20 protein-coding genes are annotated in these 22272 nt (G+C 67.2%); 8 read left to right on the top strand and 12 right to left on the bottom strand.

Annotated features, from left to right (window positions below; all coding sequences use genetic code 11):
- The first annotated feature begins 34 nt into the window (after nucleotides 1–34).
- Nucleotides 35–1639: a thiol reductant ABC exporter subunit CydD gene (cydD, locus tag IBJ06_RS01615; RefSeq protein ID WP_292156774.1), complete on the top strand. Its 1605-nt coding sequence runs from the start codon at nucleotides 35–37 to the stop codon at nucleotides 1637–1639.
- Nucleotides 1636–3324 carry an ATP-binding cassette domain-containing protein gene (locus tag IBJ06_RS01610; RefSeq protein ID WP_292156773.1) on the top strand — a complete coding sequence of 563 codons (1689 nt, stop codon included), beginning with the start codon at nucleotides 1636–1638 and terminating at the stop codon, nucleotides 3322–3324. The genes cydD and IBJ06_RS01610 overlap by 4 nt, the downstream gene beginning before the upstream one ends.
- Here IBJ06_RS01610 and IBJ06_RS01605 read toward each other — a convergent pair.
- Nucleotides 3259–3996 carry a Crp/Fnr family transcriptional regulator gene (locus tag IBJ06_RS01605; protein WP_292156772.1) on the bottom strand — a complete coding sequence of 246 codons (738 nt, stop codon included), beginning with the start codon at nucleotides 3994–3996 and terminating at the stop codon, nucleotides 3259–3261. The genes IBJ06_RS01610 and IBJ06_RS01605 overlap by 66 nt on opposite strands.
- Nucleotides 3997–4086: 90 nt before the next feature.
- Between IBJ06_RS01605 and IBJ06_RS01600 the strand changes: the two genes are divergently transcribed.
- Nucleotides 4087–5484 (top strand): methylmalonyl-CoA mutase family protein, encoded by a 1398-nt coding sequence (locus tag IBJ06_RS01600; protein WP_292156771.1) that lies wholly within the window; start codon nucleotides 4087–4089, stop codon nucleotides 5482–5484.
- Nucleotides 5481–7628 carry a methylmalonyl-CoA mutase gene (gene scpA, locus IBJ06_RS01595; RefSeq protein WP_292156770.1) on the top strand — a complete coding sequence of 716 codons (2148 nt, stop codon included), beginning with the start codon at nucleotides 5481–5483 and terminating at the stop codon, nucleotides 7626–7628. The genes IBJ06_RS01600 and scpA overlap by 4 nt, the downstream gene beginning before the upstream one ends.
- A 9-nt stretch (nucleotides 7629–7637) precedes the next feature.
- Here scpA and IBJ06_RS01590 read toward each other — a convergent pair whose 3' ends face one another.
- From IBJ06_RS01590 to motA, 5 genes are all read right to left on the bottom strand, one after another.
- Nucleotides 7638–8036 carry a hypothetical protein gene (locus IBJ06_RS01590; protein ID WP_292156769.1) on the bottom strand — a complete coding sequence of 133 codons (399 nt, stop codon included), beginning with the start codon at nucleotides 8034–8036 and terminating at the stop codon, nucleotides 7638–7640.
- 21 nt (nucleotides 8037–8057) lie between these two features.
- Nucleotides 8058–8441 (bottom strand): hypothetical protein, encoded by a 384-nt coding sequence (locus IBJ06_RS01585; protein WP_292156768.1) that lies wholly within the window; start codon nucleotides 8439–8441, stop codon nucleotides 8058–8060.
- Nucleotides 8438–10255 carry a tRNA (5-methylaminomethyl-2-thiouridine)(34)-methyltransferase MnmD gene (gene mnmD / locus IBJ06_RS01580; RefSeq protein WP_292156767.1) on the bottom strand — a complete coding sequence of 606 codons (1818 nt, stop codon included), beginning with the start codon at nucleotides 10253–10255 and terminating at the stop codon, nucleotides 8438–8440. Before mnmD ends, IBJ06_RS01585 begins: the two co-directional genes overlap by 4 nt.
- 149 nt (nucleotides 10256–10404) lie before the next feature.
- Nucleotides 10405–10650, bottom strand: coding sequence for a hypothetical protein (locus IBJ06_RS01575; protein WP_292156766.1), 246 nt, complete (start codon nucleotides 10648–10650; stop codon nucleotides 10405–10407).
- A 131-nt stretch (nucleotides 10651–10781) separates the two neighbouring features.
- Complete coding sequence (motA, locus tag IBJ06_RS01570; protein ID WP_292156765.1) at nucleotides 10782–11654, bottom strand: flagellar motor stator protein MotA; 873 nt, start codon at nucleotides 11652–11654, stop codon at nucleotides 10782–10784.
- A 318-nt stretch (nucleotides 11655–11972) separates the two neighbouring features.
- On the opposite strand from motA, the gene IBJ06_RS01565 reads away from it, so the two are divergent.
- Nucleotides 11973–12758 (top strand): hypothetical protein, encoded by a 786-nt coding sequence (locus IBJ06_RS01565; RefSeq protein WP_292156764.1) that lies wholly within the window; start codon nucleotides 11973–11975, stop codon nucleotides 12756–12758.
- Nucleotides 12759–13210: 452 nt separating this feature from the next.
- Here the strand turns inward: IBJ06_RS01565 and IBJ06_RS01560 are convergent, their stop codons facing one another.
- From IBJ06_RS01560 to IBJ06_RS01550, 3 genes are all read right to left on the bottom strand, one after another.
- Complete coding sequence (locus IBJ06_RS01560) at nucleotides 13211–15043, bottom strand: long-chain-acyl-CoA synthetase (RefSeq protein ID WP_292156763.1); 1833 nt, start codon at nucleotides 15041–15043, stop codon at nucleotides 13211–13213.
- Between the two features lie 123 nt (nucleotides 15044–15166).
- A complete protein-coding gene (locus tag IBJ06_RS01555) occupies nucleotides 15167–15709 on the bottom strand; it encodes a lipocalin family protein (protein WP_292156762.1) in 543 nt (180 codons plus the stop codon).
- A gap of 63 nt (nucleotides 15710–15772) precedes the next feature.
- A complete protein-coding gene (locus IBJ06_RS01550; RefSeq protein ID WP_292156761.1) occupies nucleotides 15773–16660 on the bottom strand; it encodes a DUF1206 domain-containing protein in 888 nt (295 codons plus the stop codon).
- Between the two features lie 92 nt (nucleotides 16661–16752).
- Here IBJ06_RS01550 and IBJ06_RS01545 point away from each other — a divergent pair, with 92 nt between their 5' ends.
- A complete protein-coding gene (locus tag IBJ06_RS01545) occupies nucleotides 16753–17715 on the top strand; it encodes an ABC transporter ATP-binding protein (RefSeq protein ID WP_292156760.1) in 963 nt (320 codons plus the stop codon).
- Nucleotides 17712–18479, top strand: a complete 768-nt coding sequence (locus IBJ06_RS01540; RefSeq protein ID WP_292156759.1) for an ABC transporter permease — start codon at nucleotides 17712–17714, stop codon at nucleotides 18477–18479. Before IBJ06_RS01545 ends, IBJ06_RS01540 begins: the two co-directional genes overlap by 4 nt.
- Before the next feature lie 7 nt (nucleotides 18480–18486).
- On the opposite strand, the gene IBJ06_RS01535 is transcribed toward IBJ06_RS01540, so the two are convergent.
- Nucleotides 18487–18873 carry a hypothetical protein gene (locus tag IBJ06_RS01535; RefSeq protein ID WP_292156758.1) on the bottom strand — a complete coding sequence of 129 codons (387 nt, stop codon included), beginning with the start codon at nucleotides 18871–18873 and terminating at the stop codon, nucleotides 18487–18489.
- Between the two features lie 44 nt (nucleotides 18874–18917).
- Nucleotides 18918–20438, bottom strand: a complete 1521-nt coding sequence (gene putP, locus IBJ06_RS01530; protein WP_292156757.1) for a sodium/proline symporter PutP — start codon at nucleotides 20436–20438, stop codon at nucleotides 18918–18920.
- 137 nt (nucleotides 20439–20575) lie between these two features.
- On the opposite strand from putP, the gene IBJ06_RS01525 reads away from it, so the two are divergent.
- Nucleotides 20576–20821: a hypothetical protein gene (locus IBJ06_RS01525; RefSeq protein WP_292156756.1), complete on the top strand. Its 246-nt coding sequence runs from the start codon at nucleotides 20576–20578 to the stop codon at nucleotides 20819–20821.
- Nucleotides 20822–20859: 38 nt separating this feature from the next.
- On the opposite strand, the gene cysS is transcribed toward IBJ06_RS01525, so the two are convergent.
- Entirely contained in the window at nucleotides 20860–22269 is a 1410-nt protein-coding gene (gene cysS, locus IBJ06_RS01520; protein ID WP_292156755.1) for a cysteine--tRNA ligase, read from the bottom strand.
- Nucleotides 22270–22272: the final 3 nt, after the last annotated feature.

The raw sequence follows: 22272 nt of genomic DNA, 5'->3' as shown, positions 1-22272 counted from the left end.
GGGCAGGCGGACCTCGATCCGCTATAAGGACGGGGTGACCGCTGCACCCCTCTCCCCCCCTTTCCCGAGACGCTGGCTGCGCGACGCGGGCCGGTCCCACCGTCGCGCGCTGGGCCTCGCGGCCCTGATCACCACGGCCGACGTCCTGCCCGCCGTGGGCTTTGCTTCAGGCCTGGCGCTGACCCTCACCGCCTGGCCGGACCGGTCGGGGATGATCCTGATCGGCCTGGTGGTGATGATGGCCTCGCTTCTGGTGCGCGGTCTGGTGTCGCAGCAGGCCGCGAACCTGGGTGCCGGAGCCGCCGCACGAATCAAGGGCGAGGTCCGGCGCGGCGTCGTGGCCGACCTGTTCGCCGGGCTGCGCCCCGGGGGCGGAGGCCTGATCGCCGCCGTGGAAGGCGTGGACCGGCTGGAAGGCCATTATGCCCGCTTCGAACCCGCGCGGATGGCCGCGGTGTTCGCCCCGGTTCTGGTGCTGATCGCCATCGCCATGGCCAGTCCCGTCTCGGCCCTGATCCTGGCATTGACCCTGATTCCCTTCGGGATGAGCCTGTGGCTGGCCGGAACGGCGGCCGCCGCCGAGAGCCGGAAACAGTTCCAGGCACTGGAGGCGCTGTCGGGGCTGTTCCTGGACCGTATCCGGGCCCTGCCGGCCATCGCCGCGTTCCAGGCCTCGGACGCCGTGGCCTCCGAAGTGGAGCGCGCGTCGGGGGCCCTTGCCGGACGCACCGCCCGGGTTCTGCGCATCGCCTTCCTGTCATCGGGCATCCTGGAGTTCTTCTCGGCGCTCGCGGTGGCCCTGGTCGCCGTCTATTGCGGCTTCCAGTTGCTGGACCTCATGCCGGTGCCGATTCCGGAGCCGCTGGACCTGGGGCGGGCGGTGTTCGCCCTTGTGCTGGCACCCGAGGTCTATGCACCCCTGAGGCGCATGGCCGCCGCCTATCATGACCGGCAGGCCGCCGAGGCCGTCGTACCGACGCTTGAGCGCCGCGACGCCCCTGCCCGGTTTCCCGCCCCGCGCCTCGGCAAGGCCCCTGCCGTAACCTTCCGCAAGGTCGGCATCGCCTATGGAGAGACGCCGCCGGTGATCTCGGGGTTCGACCTCGAGGTCCGGCCGGGCCAGGTGGTCGCGCTGACGGGGGCCAGCGGCACCGGCAAGAGCAGCCTGCTGCACCTGTTCCTCGGCCTGTCACCGCTGACGGAGGGTGAAGTCGAGGTCGACGGCCACCCCCTGTCGCGCCACGGGGACTGGTGCGGTCAGATCGGCTGGATGGGACAGACAACGGTGGTGGTGCCGGGGACGCTGGCCGACAATATCGCCCTGTCGCGGCCCGGAGCTTCGCATGATCTCATTCGGGCCACGGCGGAGCAGGCCGGCCTGACGCTGGATCTTGAGCGCCGCATCGACGAGCGTGGCGGCGGCCTGTCAGGGGGCGAGCGGCGCAGACTGGCCCTCGCCCGTGCGATGCTGAAACAGGCCCCGCTGCTGTTGCTGGATGAACCCACCGCCCATCTGGATGCCGAGTCCGAAACCGCCCTGCTGCCCGCTCTGGCTGCGGCCACACGCGGCCGGACCTGTCTGATCGCGACCCATTCCCGGGCGGTGATGGCGCTGGCGGATCGGGTGATAGCGCTGTGAGCCGGGACGTTTCACCGCTTGAGCAGCTGATCCAGGCCGAGGTGCGGGCCCAGCGTCCGCGCCTGCTGATCGCGACCGTCGCGGCCATTGGCGTGACCTGCGGTGCGGCCCTGCTGCTGGGCCTGTCGGGATGGTTCATCACGGCGGCGGCGCTGGCGGGTCTGGCCGGACCGGCGGTCGCCCATGCCTTTAATTATATGATCCCGAGCGCCCTGATCCGGCTTCTGGCCATCGTGCGGACCGGCTCGCGCTACGTCGAACGGGTCGCGGGACACGAAGCCGCCCTGCAGGGACTGGGCCGCTTGCGCCCCCGCCTCTACGCCCGGCTGGCCGAAGGCCGGGGGGCCAGCCGCTCCCTGTCGACCGGCGAGGCCTCCTCGCGACTGATCGAGGATGTGGACGCGATCCAGACGCGCTTTATCCGCCTGCCCGCCCCATGGGCCCTGGGGGCGGGGCTGCTGGTCTCGGTCATCATGGCCGCGCTGGCCCATGTCGGTTCGGGGATCGTCCTGGTCGCCGGCGCGGCGGCGCTGGTCGTGGGCAGCCGCTGGATCGCCGGGCGATGGGTGCGCCCCGCCGCCGAGGCCCGCCAGGCGGCGCAGGGGCAGTTGAAGGCACGGCTGGCCGAGCTTGAGGCGGCGACACCCGAGCTGAAGGCCTGGTCGCTGCAGGATTGGGCGGTTGCCGAGGTGGCGCGCGCGGCCGACGCGACCGACGCCGCCGCCGTGACGCTGACGCGACGCGCCGGTTACCTGATGAGCTGGGCGGGCGCGGTCACCGGCCTGACCCTGGCGGGGGTGGTGGCCCTGCCCCTGATCCTGTCCCCGGTGCCGACCGCTGTCCCCTTGATCGCGCTCGCTGTCCTGGCTGCGGCGGCGGGCATGGAGGCGGCGCTGGGTCTGATCACGGCGCTGCGCGATGCCGGGGCCGCCCGGGCGGCGACCGCGCGGCTGGAGCCGCTGATGGGAGAGGCCGTGACGGGACCGATTCAGACCCCCGCCGGGACGGCCCTCCGTCTGTTCCCGGATCGACCGGAGATCCCGGGCGGGTCGCGTCTGCGCCTGAGCGGACCGTCGGGCGTCGGCAAGACGACCCTGATCGAGCGGATGATGGGACTGCGGCCCGGCCCCGAGGGCCAGATGTCCGTCGGCGGGTTGGACCCCGCGCGAGCCGATGTCGATGTCCGGGGCCTGTTCGCCTATGCCGCCCAGGAGGTGTCGTTGCTGAACGGGACCGTAGCCGAGAATCTGCGGCTGGCCGATCCGAAGGCCCCGGAGGCCCGGCTGTGGGAGGTTCTGGAGGAGGCGGCGCTGGCCGAACGCGTCGCGTCGTCCCCCGAGGGGCTGGGCATGCCGGTCGGGCCGGGTGGCGCCTTTCTGTCCGGCGGAGAGCGGCGTCGCCTGACGCTGGCGCGGGCCTATCTGCGGCCGTCCCCCTGGCTGGTTCTGGATGAGCCGACCGAGGGCCTCGACTCAGACACCGAGGCCCGGGTGCTGCGGCGGCTCAAGGGGCGTCTCGAACGCACCGGTCAGGGGTTGATCCTGATCAGCCACCGCACGGCAGGCGTGGAGCTTTGCGACAGCGCCGTGGCGGTTCATGGCCATCCCGGCCGGGCGCGTCTACCGCTCGTCGCCGGCGAGGGCCGCCAGCCGGTCGGGGCGCAGGATGCGCAGCTCCGAGACTGACACCAGCTGGACGATGCCGGCCGTCTTCAGCCTGCCGAGCACGCGGCTGACGGTCTCGATGGTCAGGCCCAGATAGTCGGCGATCTCGGTCCGGCTCATCGGCAGGCGAATCTGACCCTCGGCGTGGGGGCGCATCGGATCGCGATCCGCGAGATGGAGAAGGAAAGAGGCCAGCTTCTCCTCGGCGGTCTTGCGTCCCAGAAGCACGATCTGGGCCCGGGCCTCGGTCAGTTCATGACCCGCGCGTTCCAGCAGGACCGCCTCCAGGGCCGGGGTCTGGCGAACGAGAGCCCGGTAGTCCGCCATGGCGAAGCGACAGGCGGTGACCGGCTCGATCGCCTCGACCGATCCGGTATGACGCGCCGTGGCTTCCAGACCGACGAAGTCGCCGGCGAACAGGAAGCCGGTGATCTGACGCCGTCCGTCGGCCATCAACGTCTGCACCCTGGCCGAGCCCGATGTGATGTTGAACAGATAGTCGGCCCGTTCCCCCTGATGGGTCAGGGCCTGCCCGGGCGCGAACCGTACCGGCTCCGCCAAGGCCGAAAGGCGGGCCAGATCCTCGCCTTCCAGGGTGGCGCAGACGCTGAAGGCCCGTGCCCCGCAAGCCCCGCAGTCTGCGGCAAGCGGGCGGCTTGGACAGACGGTGGGCTTCAATCGAACCTGGAGCATGGGGGAATCCCGTGGGAGGAAGGTCTTTCATAGGCGGGCCATATCCCCGTGACAATTGCGACGGGCGGTCGCCTCGGCCATAGAAGCGCCATGTCCAATTCGCCCTTTGCCGCCCCCTCCCCCGCCGACTGGCGCGCGCTTGCCGAAGCCGCGCTCAGGGATCGCGACCTGACCAGTCTGGTGCATCTGGATGCCGACGGGCTGGATGTGCGGCCGCTGTATGCCGCCGCCAATGCCGACGCGCCCGTTTGGGCGCCCCGCCCCGCCCATGCGGACGGCCGGGCCTGGGACCTGCGGGCCCTGGTGGAAGGCGAAGACGCGGTCGCGCTGAATGGCGTGGCGTTGGCGCAACTGGAGGGCGGAGCGGCCTCGCTGCTGGTGCGGGGGGGCGTGACGGGAGATTCGGACACGCTGGTCCAGACCCTGGCCGGGGTTCAGCTGGAACTGGCCGAGGTGGCGCTGGACGCCGGTCTGGACGGGGCCACGGCAGCCGACGCCCTGGCGGTCGCCGCCAAGGGCTCGCCGCGCGCGAAGCTGGCCTTTCACATGGATCCGGTTTCAGCCTTTGTCGCCGAGGGCGGCGGAGCCCGTCCGCTCGCGGACTATCTGGAGCTGGCAGGCAATACGGCGGCGCGCCATGCCGAGGCTTATCCCGACGCGCGGGCCTTCCTCGCCTCCGGACGGGTGGTGCATGAGGCAGGCGGCACGGCGGCCCAGGAGCTGGGTTATGTGCTGGCCAATGCCGTGGCCCTGACCGACGCGGCAGGCCGGGCGGGACTGTCACCGACGCAGGCGTTCCAGCGCATGGTGCTGGGCGTGTCGCTGGACCAGACCTATTTCGACGGCCTCGCCAAGGTGCGGGCGCTGCGCCTGATGTGGCGGACCTTCACCCGGGCCTGGGGAGCGGAGACCGAGGCGGTGATCGAGGCGCGGTCATCGCGGCGGATGCTGGCCACGCGGGACGCCTGGCCGAATCTGCTGCGATTGACGGCGGCCGGTTTTGCCGGGGCCGTGGGCGGTGCCGATGTGATCGTGCTGGACGGCTTCAGCCGGGCGGCGGGTCTGCCCGATGCCTTTGCCCTGCGACAGGCGCGTAACACCCAGTTGATCCTGATGGAGGAAGCGCACCTTGGCCGGGTTGACGATCCGGCGGCCGGGTCGTGGTTCCTGGACACCCGCACCCGCGATCTGGCCGACGCGGGCTGGGCGGCCTTCCAGACCATCGAGCGCGAGGGCGGGCTGGTCGCCTCGGTCGAGGCCGGACGGCTGCAGGCCCGGGTGGCAAAGGCACGCGAGGCGCTGGTGGCGGCCTATGCGCGCGGCGATGCCCATCTGGTGGGCGTAACCCGGTTCGTCGACGAAAACCCGCGCCCGGTCGATGTGACGGCCGAACCAGAGAACGCGCCGTCGCCGCTGGACCACCGATGCGAGTCGCTGTCCCCCCTGGGCCTCGCCGCGGACCTCGAGACCGGGGAGACCGCCCGATGACCCGCCCCGATTTCACCACGCTGAAGCTGGACACCGGTGCGACCGGCACCGGACCGGACCGGCCCGCCTGGCAGACGCCGGAAGGCATCGCGGTCGCGCCCCGCTATGGTGCAGGCGCGCTGGAGGGGCTGGACTCCATCCACGGCCTGCCGGGCATCGCCCCCTATCATCGCGGCCCCTATCCGACGATGTACGCCCAGAACCCCTGGACCATCCGCCAGTATGCGGGGTTCTCGACGGCCGAGGAGTCCAACGCCTTCTACCGGCGCAATCTGGCGGCGGGGCAAAAGGGGCTGTCGGTCGCTTTCGATCTGGCCACGCACCGGGGCTATGATTCCGACCATCCGCGCGTGGCCGGAGATGTCGGCATGGCCGGGGTGGCGATCGACTCCATCCTCGACATGCGGACCCTGTTCGACGGCATTCCGCTGGACCAGATGTCGGTGTCGATGACGATGAACGGGGCGGTCCTGCCGATTCTCGCCCTCTATGTCGTCGCCGCCGAGGAACAGGGGGTCGCCCCCGCCCAGCTGACCGGGACCATCCAGAACGACATCCTCAAGGAGTTCATGGTCCGCAACACCTACATCTATCCGCCCGCGCCCTCGATGCGGATCATCTCCGATATCTTCGCCTGGACGGCCGAACATGCGCCCAAGTTCAACTCGATCAGCATCTCCGGCTATCACATGCAGGAGGCAGGCGCCTCGGCCGACCTGGAGCTGGCCTATACGCTGGCGGACGGGATCGAATACCTGAAGGCGGGCGTGGACGCCGGCATGGACGTCGACCGGTTCGCCCCGCGGCTCAGCTTCTTCTGGGCCATCGGCATGAACTACTTCATGGAAGTGGCCAAGATGCGGGCCGGGCGGCTGCTGTGGGCCGAGGCCGTGTCGAAATTCGGCGCGAAGAACCCGAAATCGCTGAGCCTGCGCGCCCACTGCCAGACCTCGGGCTGGTCGCTGGCGGCACAGGACGTTTTCAACAATGTCGGCCGCACCATGGTCGAGGCCATGGCGGCAGCGGGCGGCCAGACCCAGAGCCTGCATACCAACGCGCTGGACGAGGCGCTGGCCCTGCCGACCGATTTCTCGGCCCGGATCGCGCGCAACACCCAGATCCTGCTGCAGCAGGAGACCGGCCTGACCCGCGTGATCGACCCGTGGGGCGGCAGCTATTACGTCGAGCGGCTGACCCACGAACTGGCTGAACGGGCCCGCGCCCACATGGCCGAGATCGAAGGCCTGGGCGGCATGGCCAAGGCGATCGAGGCGGGCATTCCCAAGCTACGCATTGAGGAATCGGCGGCGCGGACACAGGCCCGCATCGATACCGGCCAGCAGACGGTGGTGGGCGTGAACCGCTATCTGTCCGATCAGGTCGACGACATCCCGGTGCTGAAGGTCGACAATGCGGCCGTGCTGGCGGCCCAGATCGACAAGCTGAAGCGCCTGCGGGCCGAACGTGATGAGACGGCGACGCTGGCAGCGCTGGACGCCTTGACGGCGGGCGCGAAGGGCAACGGCAACCTGCTGGCTCTGTCGATCGAGGCGGCACGCGCCAAGGCCACCGTGGGTGAGATCTCGGACGCGCTGGAAGCCGCCTTCGGCCGTCATGTGGCGTCGGTGAAAACCGTCAGCGGCGTCTATGGCAGGGAAGCGGGCAAGGACCCGAAGATCAGCCGGGCGCGCGACATGGTGGCCGCCTTTATCGAGAACGACGGCGGCCCACCCCGCATCCTGATCGCCAAGCTGGGGCAGGACGGGCACGACCGGGGGCAGAAGGTGGTGGCCACGGCCTATGGCGACCTGGGGCTGGAGGCCACGGCGGGTTCCCTGTTCCAGACTCCGGCCGAGGCTGCGCAGGAAGCCGTGGAGAAGGGCGTTCACGCCGTGGGCGCCAGCTCGCTCGCCGCCGGTCACCTGACGCTGGCGCCGCAGCTGATCGCCGAGCTGAAGAAGCTGGGCCGCGAGGATATCATGGTGGTGGTCGGCGGGGTCATTCCGCCTTCGGACGTGCAGCCCCTTCTGGATGCCGGCGTGGCGGCCGTCTATCCGCCCGGATCGGTGATTGCCGACACGGCCATCGATCTGATCGACAAGCTGAACCAGCGGCTGGGCTATGCCCAGAAACCCAAGGGCTGAGGCGAGGCTTTACGGCCGGTAGCGTGACGGCAGGGCGGCGACCTCTTCCTCGGTCAACTTGCGCACGACGCGCGCCCGACAGCGGTTGGACGAGGCCCCGGCGACCGACACATTGATGTCAATGGGGTCTCCGACGCAGGTGCGCTCGGACGAGCCCGCAAGCGGGGTAAACCCGAGGCTGCTGGACGAGTCGAGATCGCGGCAATAGCCGGTGGATTGCAGCTCGAACACATCGCCGCCCAGAGCCTTCACATAGAGGGATGGCGATTGTCCGGCGCGGAAGTTGACGACCCGATCCGACATGAAACAGGCCCGCTCGGACCCGGCGGCCCGATCCATGTCCGGGGCCGGGGCGCAGGCAGCGACCATCATCAGGAGAGGGAACGAAAGCGCGGCAAGGCGGATCATGGCAGGTCTCCGGGCAAGGATTCAGCGACGGCCCTCGATGCGGGGACCGATGCGGGCGCTGCAGTATTCGACGGGATTGACGCTTCCACGCACGGCGATGCGCGTGGCATCGCCGGGGCACAGGCGGGTGACACCAACGGCATCCGGTTCAAGGGCAAAGCCCAGCGCGCCGTCGAGGCCCGGGCAGGCCCCGAAGATGGTCAAGGGATAGGAATCCCGCCCGACGTTCAGATAGACCGTCTGGCCCGGACCATCCTGGAAACCCCGCACCTGCGATGGGGAAAAGCAGGTCTGGTCGTTGAAGGCCGGCGCGTCATCGGACGAACGGGTTGGCGCGCACGCTCCGAGGGCCAGGAGAGACCCGGCCAGGGCCAGCGGCAACGGGGTGCGGATCAAGGCGGTCATGACGCACCAACGTCTGACGGTTTCGCGGGTTTCGCAAGCCCGGACTCCCGGAGGCGGGGATCCAGCCTGCGGGAAAAGGCGTCCGGCATCGGCGACGGACGATCAAGGCACAGGGCGGCAATGTGCTCGGCCAGCAGGGGCGCGAGACAGAAGCCGCGTGATCCCAGACCGCCAAGCATATACAGGCCCTCCTGGATAGCACCGGCATAGGGCAGGCGATCGGGCGTGGTGGCCCGGGTCGCGGCGCGGGAGAAGACCGGCCCCTGCCCCGCACGGTCCGCAAGACCCGGGAACCGCGCCGCCAGCGCCGCCCGATTACGCATCGTATCGGCGGCCCGCACCTCCACGCCGGTGTCGTCCCGGTCATGAGTCGCCCCGAACAGCAGGCCGTTGCCTGTGGGGATGGCGTATCCTCCCCAGGCCACGGGGAGGGGTATCGAGACTGCCGGGGTCACCTCGACCTGGCCGCGCACGGGCTGCAGCGCGAGGTCGGGCAGCAGCGCAACCGCCCCCGCCCCCCCGGCCACGATCAGACAGGAGGTTCTGCGGATGATGGCCCCTTCCGCGTCGTGCAGGGCCCAGCCCTCGGGGTGGCGCTCGATCCGGGCCACCGAGGCGCGGGTGGTTCCTTCCGGCAGCCATGCGGAAAGGATGACCCGCGGCCGCACGACCCGCGCGTCGACCATCAGGAGACCCGGCGTATCCACCGTCTCGCCGAGGCGGTCGGACGCTTCGCCGGGCGACAGGACCCGCATGTGACCGTTCTGCCAGATCGGCTGTTCCGCAATCCGGGCGTGGCGGTCGATGTCGCGCTCGCGGCCGGGCAGTTGCAGCACGCCGCGCGCCAGAACCGCGCCATCGACGGCGTCGTAGAGCTGTCCGGCCCGCTCCAGAGCCTGGGCGAAGCCGGCGGCGAGATCGGCATCCCCGGCATCCAGACGCGGCGTGACCAGGGCCGCGTCAAAGCCGGAAGCCCCCGAACCGGGTGCCTCAGCCTCGATCACCTCGACGGTGCTGCCGTGCGCCGCAAAGGCCCGGGCGAGCGCCGCCCCGGCGATCCCGGCCCCCAAGATGACGATGTCGGAGAGCGGGGATTTCGGGGCAGGACCGCCGTCGCGGACCGCCTCCAGTCGCTCGCGCTTGCGGCCGTGGCCGGGCCGCTTGTCGACGCTGAAACCGGCCTCGGCCAGACCCCGCCGGACAGCACCGGCCACAGTGAAGGTGGCCAGCCGTGCCCCGGGCCGTGAGCGGGCCGCGACCCGGGACAGGACGCCGGGCGACCACATGTCGGGATTGGTGGCGGGCGAAAAACCGTCGAGGAACCAGGCGTCGGCCAGGCCTGCCCAGTTCGACAGCCCCTGCTCTACCGGGCCGATGGCCAGATCGAGGGTGGCGTTGAAGGCCGGCAGATCGAGCCGGTGCATGCCGGGTGTGGAGGGGGGCCAGACGTCCAGCAGGGCGCGGGTGGCAGGCTCCAGCTCGGGCCAGGCGGACAGGGCGCGGGCGGCCTCGTCCCGCGACAGGGGGAAGCCTTCGATGGAGAACAGGCTGAGCCGGGCACCGGGGGCGGCATGCTCGCGCCACAGCATCAGCAGCGCCGCCATATTGAGGCCCGTGCCGAAGCCAAGTTCCGCGACACAGAAATGGTCGCGACCGGCAAAGGCGTCAGGAAGGCCGCAGCCGTCGAGGAAGACCGCCCGGGTCTCGGCCAGACCGTCCTCGGGTGAGAAATAGATGTCGCCGAACCGGCCCGATCGCGGCGTGCCGTCGTCATCCCAGACCAGATCGGGGGAGGTGTCGGAGGGGGGCGTCATGCCATCTGCCCTAGCGCGGGAAGCCGGGCGTGTCGCGGGGGTTAGCCCGACTCCGCTTCTGCGCGAGATTGCGCCGCGCAACAGAAAAAGGGCCGCCCGTGGGGGCGGCCCTTTCCCGATTCAGCCCCGAAGGACCGTATCCGTTTGGCTTACTGAGCAGCCGGAGCGGCTTCGACCGGAGCGGTCGTTTCAGCAGCGGCTTGACCAGCGGCGGCGGTGGCTTCGTCGGCCGCAGCGCCAGCTTCCGCGGCCGAGGCTTCGGCGTCGACGGCGGCTTCTTGAGCGGTTTCGGCGGCGGCGTCAGCTTCAGCAGCCGGGGTTTCTTCGGCGGCGGGGGTGCAGGCGGCGATGGCCAGGGCGGCGGCCGAAGCGGCGACCAGAGCAACGATACGCATGTGTTTCATCCTTCAGAAGGTTCAACGGGGTCATGAATCCCCGCAAAAGGGTGATAACGGAAATGTGAGCCGACTCGCAAGCGAATTCTCACGGGTTCGTGATCTTCCGTGAGCGACCGAACCCCGTCCGGTCAGGCCGCTTCCATCGGTGCGTTGGCCAGGCTCTCTTCCATCTCACTGAACGAGGGCTGCGCCCCGGAGGGAATGTCGCCCCGGCCGATCTCGACCGAGATCTGGGCCGCATTGCCGTGCAGGTGGGCGACCAGCACCGATTGGATGATCTTGTAGAAGGCCCCGTCGCTGTCGACGATCTCCTTCAGACGCGCGGCCATGGGGCCGACAAGACCATAGGCCAGGAACACGCCGAGGAAGGTGCCAACCAGAGCGCCGCCGATCATGCCGCCCAGGATTTCCGGCGGCTCGGTGATCGAACCCATGGTCTTGATCACGCCCAGCACGGCCGCGACGATGCCCAGCGCCGGCAGGCCGTCGGCCATGGTCTGCAGCGCATGGGCACCGGCCAGACCTTCATGATGGTGCTTTTCCAGCTGCTTTTCCATGGCGTCCTCGATCTGGTGCGGATCCTCGAGGTTCATGGTCATCATGCGCAGGGTGTCGCAGATGAAGTCGGTGGCGAAATGGTCCTTCATGATCTTCGGATATTTCTGGAAGATCGCGGACTCGGCGGGCTTTTCGATATGGCTTTCGAGGGCGATGACGCCCTTGGACTTCATCGTCTTGGTCAGCTGGAACAGCAGGCTGAGGAGGTCGATGTAATCCTTGCGCTTCCACTTGTTGCCGACGAACACCTTGCCGAAGCCGGCCAGGGTCGCCTTGATCGTCCCGACCGAATTGCCGATCAGGAAGGCGGCCACGCCGGCCCCCAGAATGGCCATCAGCTCATACGGCAGGGAGTGCATGATCACCCCCATCTTGCCGCCCGCCAGGATGTAGCTGCCGAACACCATGGCGAACAGCAGGACGATGCCGATGATCTGGAACATGGACGGAGGCGACACCTGTGGCGAACGAGAGGCGTCAACCCTGCCCGTTAATGCTTAAAGCCGCGTTGCCAAGAAGGTGATCGCAAATGCCTGAAATTTCATGGGGCTGTCGGTGACCCAAGCGCAAGGCTCACCCAGGGTGAGCCAAAGTTGCAATGAGGGAGAGGCCGCCATGCTGTTCGACATACTGATGAAACGTTATTCCGCGACGGTTTAGGCCTGAGCCCCGATCCTTTTCTCCAACTCAATGATGCACCTCAGACCAGCATCGCCGATCTGCTGCATAGCTTGCGCGGGCAGACTGCACTCGACTCCGGATTGGCGTTTCCACAAGATGAGCTTCCACCCGAGCGGCATGACTTCCGCCCGTTCTCACTGGACAAGGGCGGAGAAGATTTCGTGCTTTTCGGCGCGGGGGGTCCCGACGATGAGGATCCGGGCACCCCGGTTGATGATATCGAGGTCGTCGGTGGACGAGGCGGGTTTGGTTCAGCCACCAGCGTGACAATTGGAGACAATGACAGTCAAGGGGGACTCGATGATCTGGGAGGCGGTAGCGGAAGTGGTGGCGGGTTACCCCAAGACCCTGATCGACCAGATGGTTGGAATGCTTGTGAAGATCGAGAGGCTGATCGATTGGCCTCGCTCGCTGCGGCTTTGTTAGCGCAACTGGAAGACATAGATACTCGGGAGTATGGATTTTTCATCTACCGCGATGAGAATGGCGATCTGCAACTTGGTTCAATGATTTCGGGAGATAACAACTCTCTGACCGGATTGAACCCGGGCAGCGTGCCAGCCGATTTTGGATTCACGTCTTGGAATCAAGTAGTTGGAATAATTCATAGCCATCCCAATGTCCGTTTCCACGATGATGGGTACTCTGTAAATGTAGACCTCTCAGATGGACATTTCCAGCCAAGTAGCCGCGACTGGGAATGGCCAGACTTTCTAGTCTCTGAAGGTGCAGACGGTACAAATTTTACACAATACATCTACTTCGACGGCATCATATACGAGTATGATTTTTATGAAAATTCCCCAGATGATGATAACCGTGTCCGGCTTGCGACCAATGACGCAGACACCTGTGGCGAAGGCTAAACGATGACCCATAATATTCTAAGAGTATTCGCCTTCCTTGTCGTGCCATTCGCCACGCAGGCCTGTGCCCAGTCAGTGTCGGATACGCCACCCAATGTAAGCAGGCAGCCCCCCCCACATGTGGAGTATGAGCCTCCACTTCAGAGCCTAGTCATTCATCGTCATGAATGTCCCAGTGGTCCGGTTCATCTCGAGATCGAAGCACGCTGGAGCCTGTCCGGGCCAGGTCGGGTCAGGGTAACGGCTTATTCGGGTGCGGGGGGGCAGGCCTCGGAGACAGATCTTGCGCGCTGGAACTATTGGCTGGCCGATCTGACGGCCCTGAGTTCGGTGGAGGTGACCTGTCAGGCGGGAGACAATGAATCGATAGTCATTCAGGGTCTGAAGACTGGCCGACGCCAGGCCTCGGTCGCCGTCTGGTGGTGGCAGGGCCGACTGGGCTGGTCCGGCAGCTAGAGCCGCGTTTCGCCGTCGAGGATGGCCTGGCGGGCGGCGGGGGTCAGCCTGGTGTAGCCGGCCTTGCCGCCGCGCACATACAGGGGGCCGTCGACCCTGTCCGGGTCAAAGCCGTCGGTGACCAGATCGACCTTGCGGTATTTGAAGGTGCCCGTGGTGTCGACGGCCTTCATGATGCGGACGAACTGGGGCTGGGCATAGGAGGGCAGATTGGCCTCGACATATTCGGCGAAGGCGGTGGCACCGAACCGGCCCTCGACCACGAGGGCGACCATGCCGGCCTTGCCGTCCTGACCCGGGACGGGGACGCCATAGGCGATGACTTCCCTGACACCCGGGGCCTCGGCCAGAAGTTGTTCCACCTCGGCGGTCGAGACGTTCTCGCCCTTCCAGCGGAAGGTGTCGCCGATACGGTCGATGAAGTAGAAATAGCCCTCGCGGTCCTGACGCAGCAGGTCGCCGGTGCGGAACCAGCGGTCGCCGGGCTTGAACACGTCGGTGAGGATTTTTTTCTGCGAGGCGGACTTGTCGGCATAGCCCGAGAAGTCATGGCGGGTGTCGTCGCCGATCATGCCGATGGCCTCGCCGACCTCTCCCACCGCCGCCAGACGGCAACGCCCGTCCGGGCCGCGCACCGGGGTTTCGGTGTCGAAGTCGAACTGCACGAGGCGGATGTTGACCTTGCCCTTCACGAACCAGGGGACGCGGCCGATCGCGCCCGACTTTCCGTCGAAATTGAAAACCGAGACATTGCCCTCGGTCGAGCCGTAGAATTCGAGAATCTCGGGAATGGCGAAGCGGCTTTTGAAGTCATCCCATACGTCGGGGCGCAGGCCATTGCCGTAGGCGAGGCGCAGCTTGTGGGCGCGCTCGTCGTCATTCGCGGGGCTGTTGACCAGATAGCGGCACAGTTCGCCGATGTAGACGAAGATGGTGGCACCGGTCCTCTTCACATCGGGCCAGAAGGCGGTCGCCGAGAAGCGCTTGCGCAGCACCAGCTTGCCGCCGTTCAGCAGGGCCGGGCCGATTCCCACCAGGCCGCCGGTCGAATGATAGAGGGGCAGGACGTTGTAGGTGACGTCCTTTTCGGTCGCCGCCGTGCAGCCGGCGAAGGCGAGCATGTAGGTTCGGGCGCGCGAATGGGGCACGCGGGCCGCCTTGGGCAGACCGGTCGTGCCGGAGGTGTAGATATAGAGGGCGGTCGAGCGGTTGGTCAGGCCCTGACGGGCGCCAGGTGCCGGACGCACCGAGGAGGCGCTGCGCAGCGGGGTGTCGAGGTCGCGGCGGTCGCTGACCTCGTCCTCGTCGGCCAGACCCAGGACCCAGAGCATCAGATTGCGGTCCGTGTGCGGGCGGGCATCCTCGACCGCGCGCCAGCATTCCTGATCGGTGATGATCTGCGACGCGCCGGAGATTTCGATGCAGTGGCCCAGCGCCGCGCCGGTCAGATTGGTGTTGATCAGGGCGGTGGCCACACCGACCTTGGACAGGCCGAACCAGGCGGCGAGATATTCCGCGCGGTTCAGCATGACCAGGGCGACCGTGTCGCTGCGCTTGAGGTTCCGGCCCCGGGCCCAGTGGGCAAAGCGGTTCGCCAGACCATCGAACTCGCGATAGGTCAGGCTTCGGTGCTCGTCCTCGATGGCGATGCGGTCGGGGAAGCGGTCGACGGCCTCCTCCAGGTCGTCACAGACCAGCACCGGGCTGTCCAGATCGATCGGCTTGATGCGCGAAAGCAGGCGACGCAGTCCGGCGGCAAACTTCAGATCCCGTCGGATGTTGGCCAGCAAGCCCATGATCGCCCGATCCTCCCTGTGCGGCTGTTTCATCGGTGATGACGGGCCGGAGGCGTAAGGTCAACCGCGAGGGGAATCGCCGGGGCCGGCGCCGCACGGTTTCTGGCCGGGCGTGGCGCGCGCGCCCCGGTGACGCAGGGTCAGGCGCGGGCCGCCCTATTCGTTCGGCGGAAACTCCAGCTTCGACACGTCATAGCCCAGCTCGGCCGCCCGCCGGACCAGAGCCTGGAGCTCGGCATCCGTCGGAATCGCGCGTGTGTAGATGAACAGCTTTTCGAAGGTCGGGTCGGCCGAGATGAACCAGCTATAGTCGTCGGCCCGATCGAGGATCCAGTAGTCCCAGGTGACGAAGCCCGCCACATAGCGGACCCGCAGGCGGGTGTTGGTGCCGGGATCGAGGATCTCGCCGCGCCCGCCGATGGCCTTTTCGCGACCGTCCGGGGTGCCGACCTGACAGGTGTCGCGCACATCGACGCGGGTTTCATTGACCAGGGTGTAGTTGGAGGCCCCGGCCACGCAGCCGTCGGTGATCGACATGGGCAGGCGCGCGACCTCCAGCCAGCGACCGGAATAGAGGCGTTCGGCGTCTACGGGCTTGAGCGGCTCCGGCGCGCGCCATTCGGAAGGTGAAGGCGCGGTGACGCAGGCGCTGACCATCAGGGCCAGGGCAGCGAGGGCGAACAGGCGGACAGGCGGCATGGTCGGGGCTCCGATCGGTCAGGTGCAGGATATACGCCGCGACGTCACACCCGGACGCAGACGTCAGCCGAGGTCCAGATCGCGGGGCGGACGGATGCGGCGAAAGCGGCCCTCGACGAAGGCAAAGGCACCGAATGCCATCAACCCGAGCGCTGTGGCGCTGAGAAGCCAGGGTCCGGCGGGCAGGGTCTCAACCGCCTCCAGCGCGCCGCCGAAGCTGGTGATCTCACTGGACCGCTCGCGGAACCCGGCCAGCATGACGAGGCCGGCCAGCGGGAAATAGGCGAGACCGCGTGAGACATAGCCGATATGGGCCAGGGGCACGACACGACGGCACAGCTTTTCCGAACAGCGCAGATCGCGGCCAAAGTCAGAGCGGATGCCGCGCACGACATTGCCCATCCCCACCGCCAGGATCACCAGCCCGATGCCGATCAGCATGGCCTGCCCGAACGGCAGATCCATCAGGGCGCGGGCCTTTTCCTGATTCTCGGCGATGTCCTCGGCCGAGAGATTGGCATGGACCTCATCGAGGACCTCGAAGACGGTCGAGGCGAGCAGGCCATAGACCACACCGCTGACCGCCTGCCCCGCCCGTTTGCCGATGGCCGCGAGGCTGCGGCCCTCGTGATCGGCATCGAACACCGATTGAAGCACACGCCACAGCACAAAGGCCCAGAGGCCGATCCCGAGGGTCATCAGCCAGACCCGGCCAAAAGGCTGGCGCGCCAGGGTTTCAACGACTCCCGTCGATCCCGCCGTCTGGCTGGTCAGGTCATGGGCCGTCATCATCAGGATCACGCCGATCGACAGATAGACGAAGCCGCGCGCGCCGTAGCCAAAGCGGGCCAGCGCCTCGAGCAGTACCGGCATGGCGGGCCGTCGCTGCCAGAGCCTGCGGGCCCGTCGGGCCAGCCTGTCGGTGCGGAGATCGGCCCAGCCTGTGTCCATCGGCGACAACAACTCCTGACGCGGCGACAGGCTCCGCCTTGTGAGCGGGATATCGGAACCCTAATTGCGTGGCCTGAGACGAGGGGGACGGAATGCAGCCGGTCATTTCCATCAACGGCCTGACCAAGACCTATGCCAGTGGCCATCAGGCGCTGAAGCAGGTCGATCTGAATATTGCCAGGGGCGAGATCTTCGCCCTGCTGGGTCCGAACGGCGCCGGCAAGACCACGCTGATCAGCACCATCTGCGGGATTGTGACCCCCAGCACGGGCACGGTTCTGGTCGACGGACACAATATCCAGTCCGACTATCGCAAGGCCCGCGAACGGATCGGCCTGGTGCCGCAGGAACTGACCACCGACGCTTTCGAAACCGTCTGGGCGACCGTTACCTTCAGCCGCGGACTTTTCGGCCGGGCCCCGAACCCGGCCTTCATCGAGCAGATCCTTCGCGACCTGAGCCTGTGGGACAAGAAGGACGCCAAGCTGATGACCCTGTCGGGCGGCATGAAGCGCCGGGTGATGATCGCCAAGGCCCTCAGCCATGAGCCCGACATCCTGTTTCTGGACGAGCCCACGGCGGGGGTCGATGTCGAATTGCGCCGCGATATGTGGGCCCTGGTGCGGGGCCTGCGCGAGCGCGGCGTCACCATCATCCTGACCACCCACTACATCGAGGAAGCCGAGGAGATGGCCGACCGCGTGGGGGTGATCCTGAACGGCGAGCTGATCCTGGTCGAGGACAAGACCAAACTGATGAAAAAACTCGGCAAGAAAACGCTGACCCTGAACCTTCAGGACCCGATGCAGACGGTGCCGGCCGAACTGGCCGAGTGGAAGGTCGAGCTGAAAGCCGACGGCCACGAGCTGGAATATGTGTTCGATGCCAATGCCGAGCGCACCGGCGTGCCCTCGCTGCTGCGCGCGGTCAGCGATCTGGGCATCGGCTTCAAGGACCTGAACACGGCCCAGAGCTCGCTGGAGGACATTTTCGTGAGCCTGGTGCACCGCGACAAGCCGGCCCGGCAGGCCACCGGTGAAGGAGCCGCATCATGAGCTTCAATGCTTACGGAGTCTGGGCCATCTATCGCTTCGAGATGGCGCGCGCGCTGCGCACCTTCTGGCAGTCGATCGTCACGCCCGTCATCACCACGGCGCTCTATTTCGTGGTGTTCGGCTCGGCCATCGGCAGCCGCATGACCGAGATCGACGGCGTGGCCTATGGCGCCTTCATCGTGCCGGGCCTGATCATGCTGAGCCTGTTCACCCAGTCGATCTTCAACGCCAGCTTCGGCATCTATTTCCCCAAATTCACGGGGACGATCTACGAGATCCTGTCGGCCCCGATTTCGCCCTTCGAGATCGTCCTGGCCTATGTGGGCGCGGCGGCCACCAAATCGCTGGTGCTGGGGCTGATCATCCTGGCGACGGCGGCCCTGTTCGTGCCTCTGCGGATCGAGCATCCGCTGATGATGATCGCCTTCCTGGTGCTGATCGCCACAACCTTCTCCCTGTTCGGCTTCATCATCGGCATATGGGCCCAGGGGTTCGAGCAGTTGCAGATGATTCCGATGCTGGTCGTGACGCCGCTGACCTTCCTCGGCGGATCCTTCTATTCGATCGACATGCTGCCGGGCACCTGGCGGACCATCTCGCTGTTCAACCCGGTCGTCTATCTGATCTCGGGCTTCCGCTGGGCCTTCTACGGGGTCGGTGACGTCAGCGTGGGCATCAGCCTCGCGGCGACGCTGGGCTTCTTCTTCACCTGCCTTGCAATCGTCGGCTGGATGTTCCGGACGGGCTACCGGCTGAAGGCGTAGGCGACCGTCAGCCGGGAGACTTCATCGGCACATAGCCGCGGTCGACCATGCGTCGCAGGCCCTCATAGGCCTCGGACAGTTCCTCGAAGGCCACCCTGCAGGCCGTGAGACGCGCGATCTGGTCAGGGGTGGAGGGGGCGCCGGATTCGGACTGGCGCAGGGCCTCGGCCACCCACTTGGCCCGGGCCGTCGCAACCGTGACGGCCAGCCGCTGGAAATGACCGGCGTCGACCGAGGCCAGCATCTGGCCCACCACCTCGCGGTTGGCGACATAGGCGGTGTAGTCGATATGCTCCATCAGGCCGCGCAGGCGGCGCTGCTCGTGGGGATCGATGTCCTGGGGCTCGAAATGGTCCCGCGTACGCCGGTAGCTGGAAGTCTGGATCGTCGACATGGCGGCCTCGCAAAGGCGTGGGCCCTGAGGGTGCGCCGTGTCGGTTAACGGGGCGTTGCGGGTTCCCCCTTGCGGTGCAGGGCCTGACGGACGGCCTCGAAGGTCGACTGGATGTCCCCGGACGGCGGCTTGCCCATCATGCTGACCAGCCAGATCGCCAGCCCGCTGAGGATGAAGCCGGGCACGATCTCATAGACGCCGCTGCCCTGCGACAGGGTCTGGCCGTCGGCGAGCACCGGGGCATAGATCCAGAACAGGACGGTCACCGCGCCGACGATCATGCCGGCCAGCGCGCCGTTGCGGGTCATGCGCTTCCACGTCAGCGACAGGATCACCAGCGGCCCGAAGGCGGCGCCGAAGCCGGCCCAGGCGTTGGACACCAGCCCCAGGACGTTGTTCGTGGGATCGTACGCCAGGAAGATCGCCGCCAGCGACACGGCCAGCACGGCCAGGCGACCGATCAGGACCAGTTCCTTCTGCGGCGCATTCCGGCGCAGGAAGATGGAATAGAAGTCCTCGGTCAGCGAGCTGGACGACACCAGCAGCTGGGACGAGATGGTGCTCATGATCGCCGCCAGGATGGCCGCCAGCAGGAAGCCGGTGATCAATGGGTCGAACAGCACATCGGACAGCAGGATGAAGATGGTCTCGGGATCCGCGACCTCCAGCCCCGTGCGGGTGGCATAGGCCAGACCCACCAGCCCGGTTGCCAGCGCCCCGATCAGGGTGATCAGCATCCAGCTCATGCCGATGTTGCGCATGGTCGGCACATCCTTGAGCGAGCGCACGGCCATGAAGCGGACGATGATATGCGGCTGGCCGAAATAGCCGAGGCCCCAGGCCATGGCCGAGATGACGCTGATGACGGTCGCCCCCTGGAACAGGTTCAGCAGGCCGGGGTCGATACCGCGCACCGTCTCGACCGCCTCGACCGGACCGCCGACCGCGCCCAGCGCCACGATGGGGACCAGAACCAGGGCCACGAACATGATGCACCCCTGCGCGAAGTCCGTCAGGCTGACGGCCATGAAGCCGCCGACCACGGTGTAGGCCAGAACCACGCCCGCCGTGATCCAGAGACCCCAGGCATAGTCGAGACCGAAGGCGCTCTCGAACAGCTTGCCGCCCGCGACCAGACCCGACGACGTGTACAGGGTAAAGAAGATGACGATGACCAGCGAGGAGATCACCCGCAGCAGGCGCGACCGGTCCTGGAACCGCTTGTCGAAATAGTCCGGGATGGTGATCGCGTCCCGGGCCATGACCGTATAGGTCCTGAGACGCGGCGCGACGATCAGATAGTTGGCCAGCGCGCCGATGAACAGGCCGATGGCGATCCAGGCCGAGGACAGGCCGGACAGATACATGGCCCCCGGCAGGCCCAGCAGCATCCAGCCGCTCATGTCCGAGGCGCCCGCCGACAGGGAGGCCACCGCCGGTCCCAGCCTGCGCCCGCCCAGCATGTATCCCGACACGTCCGAGGTGGACTCGCGATAGGAATAGAGGCCGATGCCCAGCATCAGGGCGAAATACAGGCCGAGGGTGATCCAGGTTCCGGTTTCCATAGGCCATGGGGTAGCAGCGTTGCCGCAATCGGGTCCACCCCCCGCCATATTCCCGAACGGAACGGCTGACCTTGCCACGGGTTAGCCATAGTCTGGGACAAGCTATTCTTGTCCCTCACTCTTGACTGGAGAAGTCCATGACCATCCGTCTGAACCGCCCCGCCCTTGTGTCGACCCTCGCGGTGGGGGCCCTGTCCCTGTCCTTGGCCGCCTGCGCCGGCATGGGGGCCCGCGAAGGCACCTATACCCAGAAGCTGGACGCCCTGATGGCCGACTGTGAGGCCCGCGGCGGCATTCTGACCCCGACCGGTGCGCAAAGCGCCTCACCCGAGCGGGACTACGTCTGCGAGATCAGCGGCCTGCCGTCCAGCCGGACGCGATAGAAAGAGCTCCTCCCCCATCGGGGGAGGAATGCCCTCGTTCAGGACCGGAGACGCCAGCGGGCGCCTTCGGGGCCGTCCATGACCTCGACATTCAGCTCGGCCAGGCGGTCGCGGATGCGGTCGGCCTCAGGCCAGTCCTTCGCGGCCCGGGCGGCGGCCCGCTGTTCGATCAAGGCCTCGACCTCGGTCGTCAGGGCGTCGGAAGCGTCACCCTTCAGCCAGTCGGCCGGATCGGACTGAAGCACACCCAGAAGGTTTGCCGAGGCAACCAATTGCCCTTTGGCCCGGGCAACCGCCCCTGTATCGCCTGCGGTCAGGGCGCGCTCGATCTCGCCGGACAGGGCAAACAGAACGGCCATGGCTCCTGGTGTGTTCAGGTCGTCCTCAATGGCCTTGAGGAATTCAGTGGGCGGCTCGCTGGGCGAAACCGCGACGCCGGCCGAACGGGCCAGCGCGCCATACAGCCGGTCCAGCGACTTGCGGCTCTGATCCAGCAGGCTCGGGGTCCAGTCCAGCGGCTGGCGATAGTGGGCGGACAGAAGGGCCCAACGCACGACCTCGCCCGGGATGGCCTGCACCAGGTCATGGAGCAGCAGCACATTCCCCAGCGACTTGGACATCTTTTCCGCATCCAGCGTCAGAAAGCCGTTGTGCATCCAGTAGCGCGCATAATGATCGTGCGGGCGCTCGCCATGGGCATGGCCGTGGGCGCAGACACCCTGGGCGATCTCGTTTTCGTGGTGGGGAAAGGCCAGATCAATGCCGCCGCCGTGAATGTCGATCGGCAGGCCCAGCACCTCCTCGATCATGGCCGAGCATTCGATATGCCAGCCGGGACGGCCCGGCCCCCAGGGCGACGGCCATTCCGGCTCGCCCGGCTTTGACGGCTTCCACAGGACGAAGTCGTGGGGGTTCTTCTTGTACGGAGCGACCTCGACCCGGGCACCGGCGATCATGTCGTCCAGGTTACGGCCCGACAGGGCACCATAGGCCTGATAGGCCGAGACGTCGAACAGCACATGACCCTCGGCCTCATAGGCGCAGCCGTGGTCCAGTATCGCGCGGATCTGGGCGACGATGGCGTCCATGTGATCCGTGACGTGGGGCGCGATGTCGGGCGGTGTGACGTTCAGCCGCGCCATATCCTCAAGGTAAGCGGCCTCATAGCGCGCGGTGATCTCGCCGATCGGCACGCCCTCTTTCGCGGCCCTGGCGTTGATCTTGTCATCCACGTCCGTGACGTTGCGGGCATAAACGACGTGTTCGGCCCCGTACCGGCGGCGCAGCAACCGGACCAGAACATCGAACACCACCGGCGGCCGCGCATTGCCGATGTGGGCATAGTCATAGACCGTCGGCCCGCAGACATAGAGGGTCACGCGCTTCTCATCGCGGGGCTCAAAGACCCTCTTGGAGCGGGTCAGGGTGTCGTGAATCACGAGAGGCATGAC

Origin of the sequence: Brevundimonas sp., from assembly GCF_016742135.1 — a bacterium.
GTDB lineage: Bacteria > Pseudomonadota > Alphaproteobacteria > Caulobacterales > Caulobacteraceae > Brevundimonas.
Note: the sequence above shows the minus strand (reverse complement) of the source record. Positions and strands in the feature narration are given on the sequence as shown.

Coding starts and splice junctions, on each gene's coding strand:
- IBJ06_RS01525 (WP_292156756.1), top strand. CDS start 20,576: ATGACCATCCGTCTGAACCGCCCCGCCCTTGTGTCGACCCTCGCGGTG.
- putP (WP_292156757.1), bottom strand. CDS start 20,438: ATGGAAACCGGAACCTGGATCACCCTCGGCCTGTATTTCGCCCTGATG.
- cysS (WP_292156755.1), bottom strand. CDS start 22,269: ATGCCTCTCGTGATTCACGACACCCTGACCCGCTCCAAGAGGGTCTTT.
- IBJ06_RS01545 (WP_292156760.1), top strand. CDS start 16,753: ATGCAGCCGGTCATTTCCATCAACGGCCTGACCAAGACCTATGCCAGT.
- IBJ06_RS01535 (WP_292156758.1), bottom strand. CDS start 18,873: ATGTCGACGATCCAGACTTCCAGCTACCGGCGTACGCGGGACCATTTC.
- motA (WP_292156765.1), bottom strand. CDS start 11,654: ATGTTCCAGATCATCGGCATCGTCCTGCTGTTCGCCATGGTGTTCGGC.
- scpA (WP_292156770.1), top strand. CDS start 5,481: ATGACCCGCCCCGATTTCACCACGCTGAAGCTGGACACCGGTGCGACC.
- IBJ06_RS01560 (WP_292156763.1), bottom strand. CDS start 15,043: ATGAAACAGCCGCACAGGGAGGATCGGGCGATCATGGGCTTGCTGGCC.
- IBJ06_RS01575 (WP_292156766.1), bottom strand. CDS start 10,650: ATGCGTATCGTTGCTCTGGTCGCCGCTTCGGCCGCCGCCCTGGCCATC.
- IBJ06_RS01555 (WP_292156762.1), bottom strand. CDS start 15,709: ATGCCGCCTGTCCGCCTGTTCGCCCTCGCTGCCCTGGCCCTGATGGTC.
- IBJ06_RS01585 (WP_292156768.1), bottom strand. CDS start 8,441: ATGACCGCCTTGATCCGCACCCCGTTGCCGCTGGCCCTGGCCGGGTCT.
- mnmD (WP_292156767.1), bottom strand. CDS start 10,255: ATGACGCCCCCCTCCGACACCTCCCCCGATCTGGTCTGGGATGACGAC.
- IBJ06_RS01600 (WP_292156771.1), top strand. CDS start 4,087: ATGTCCAATTCGCCCTTTGCCGCCCCCTCCCCCGCCGACTGGCGCGCG.
- IBJ06_RS01550 (WP_292156761.1), bottom strand. CDS start 16,660: ATGGACACAGGCTGGGCCGATCTCCGCACCGACAGGCTGGCCCGACGG.
- IBJ06_RS01605 (WP_292156772.1), bottom strand. CDS start 3,996: ATGCTCCAGGTTCGATTGAAGCCCACCGTCTGTCCAAGCCGCCCGCTT.
- IBJ06_RS01540 (WP_292156759.1), top strand. CDS start 17,712: ATGAGCTTCAATGCTTACGGAGTCTGGGCCATCTATCGCTTCGAGATG.
- IBJ06_RS01590 (WP_292156769.1), bottom strand. CDS start 8,036: ATGATCCGCCTTGCCGCGCTTTCGTTCCCTCTCCTGATGATGGTCGCT.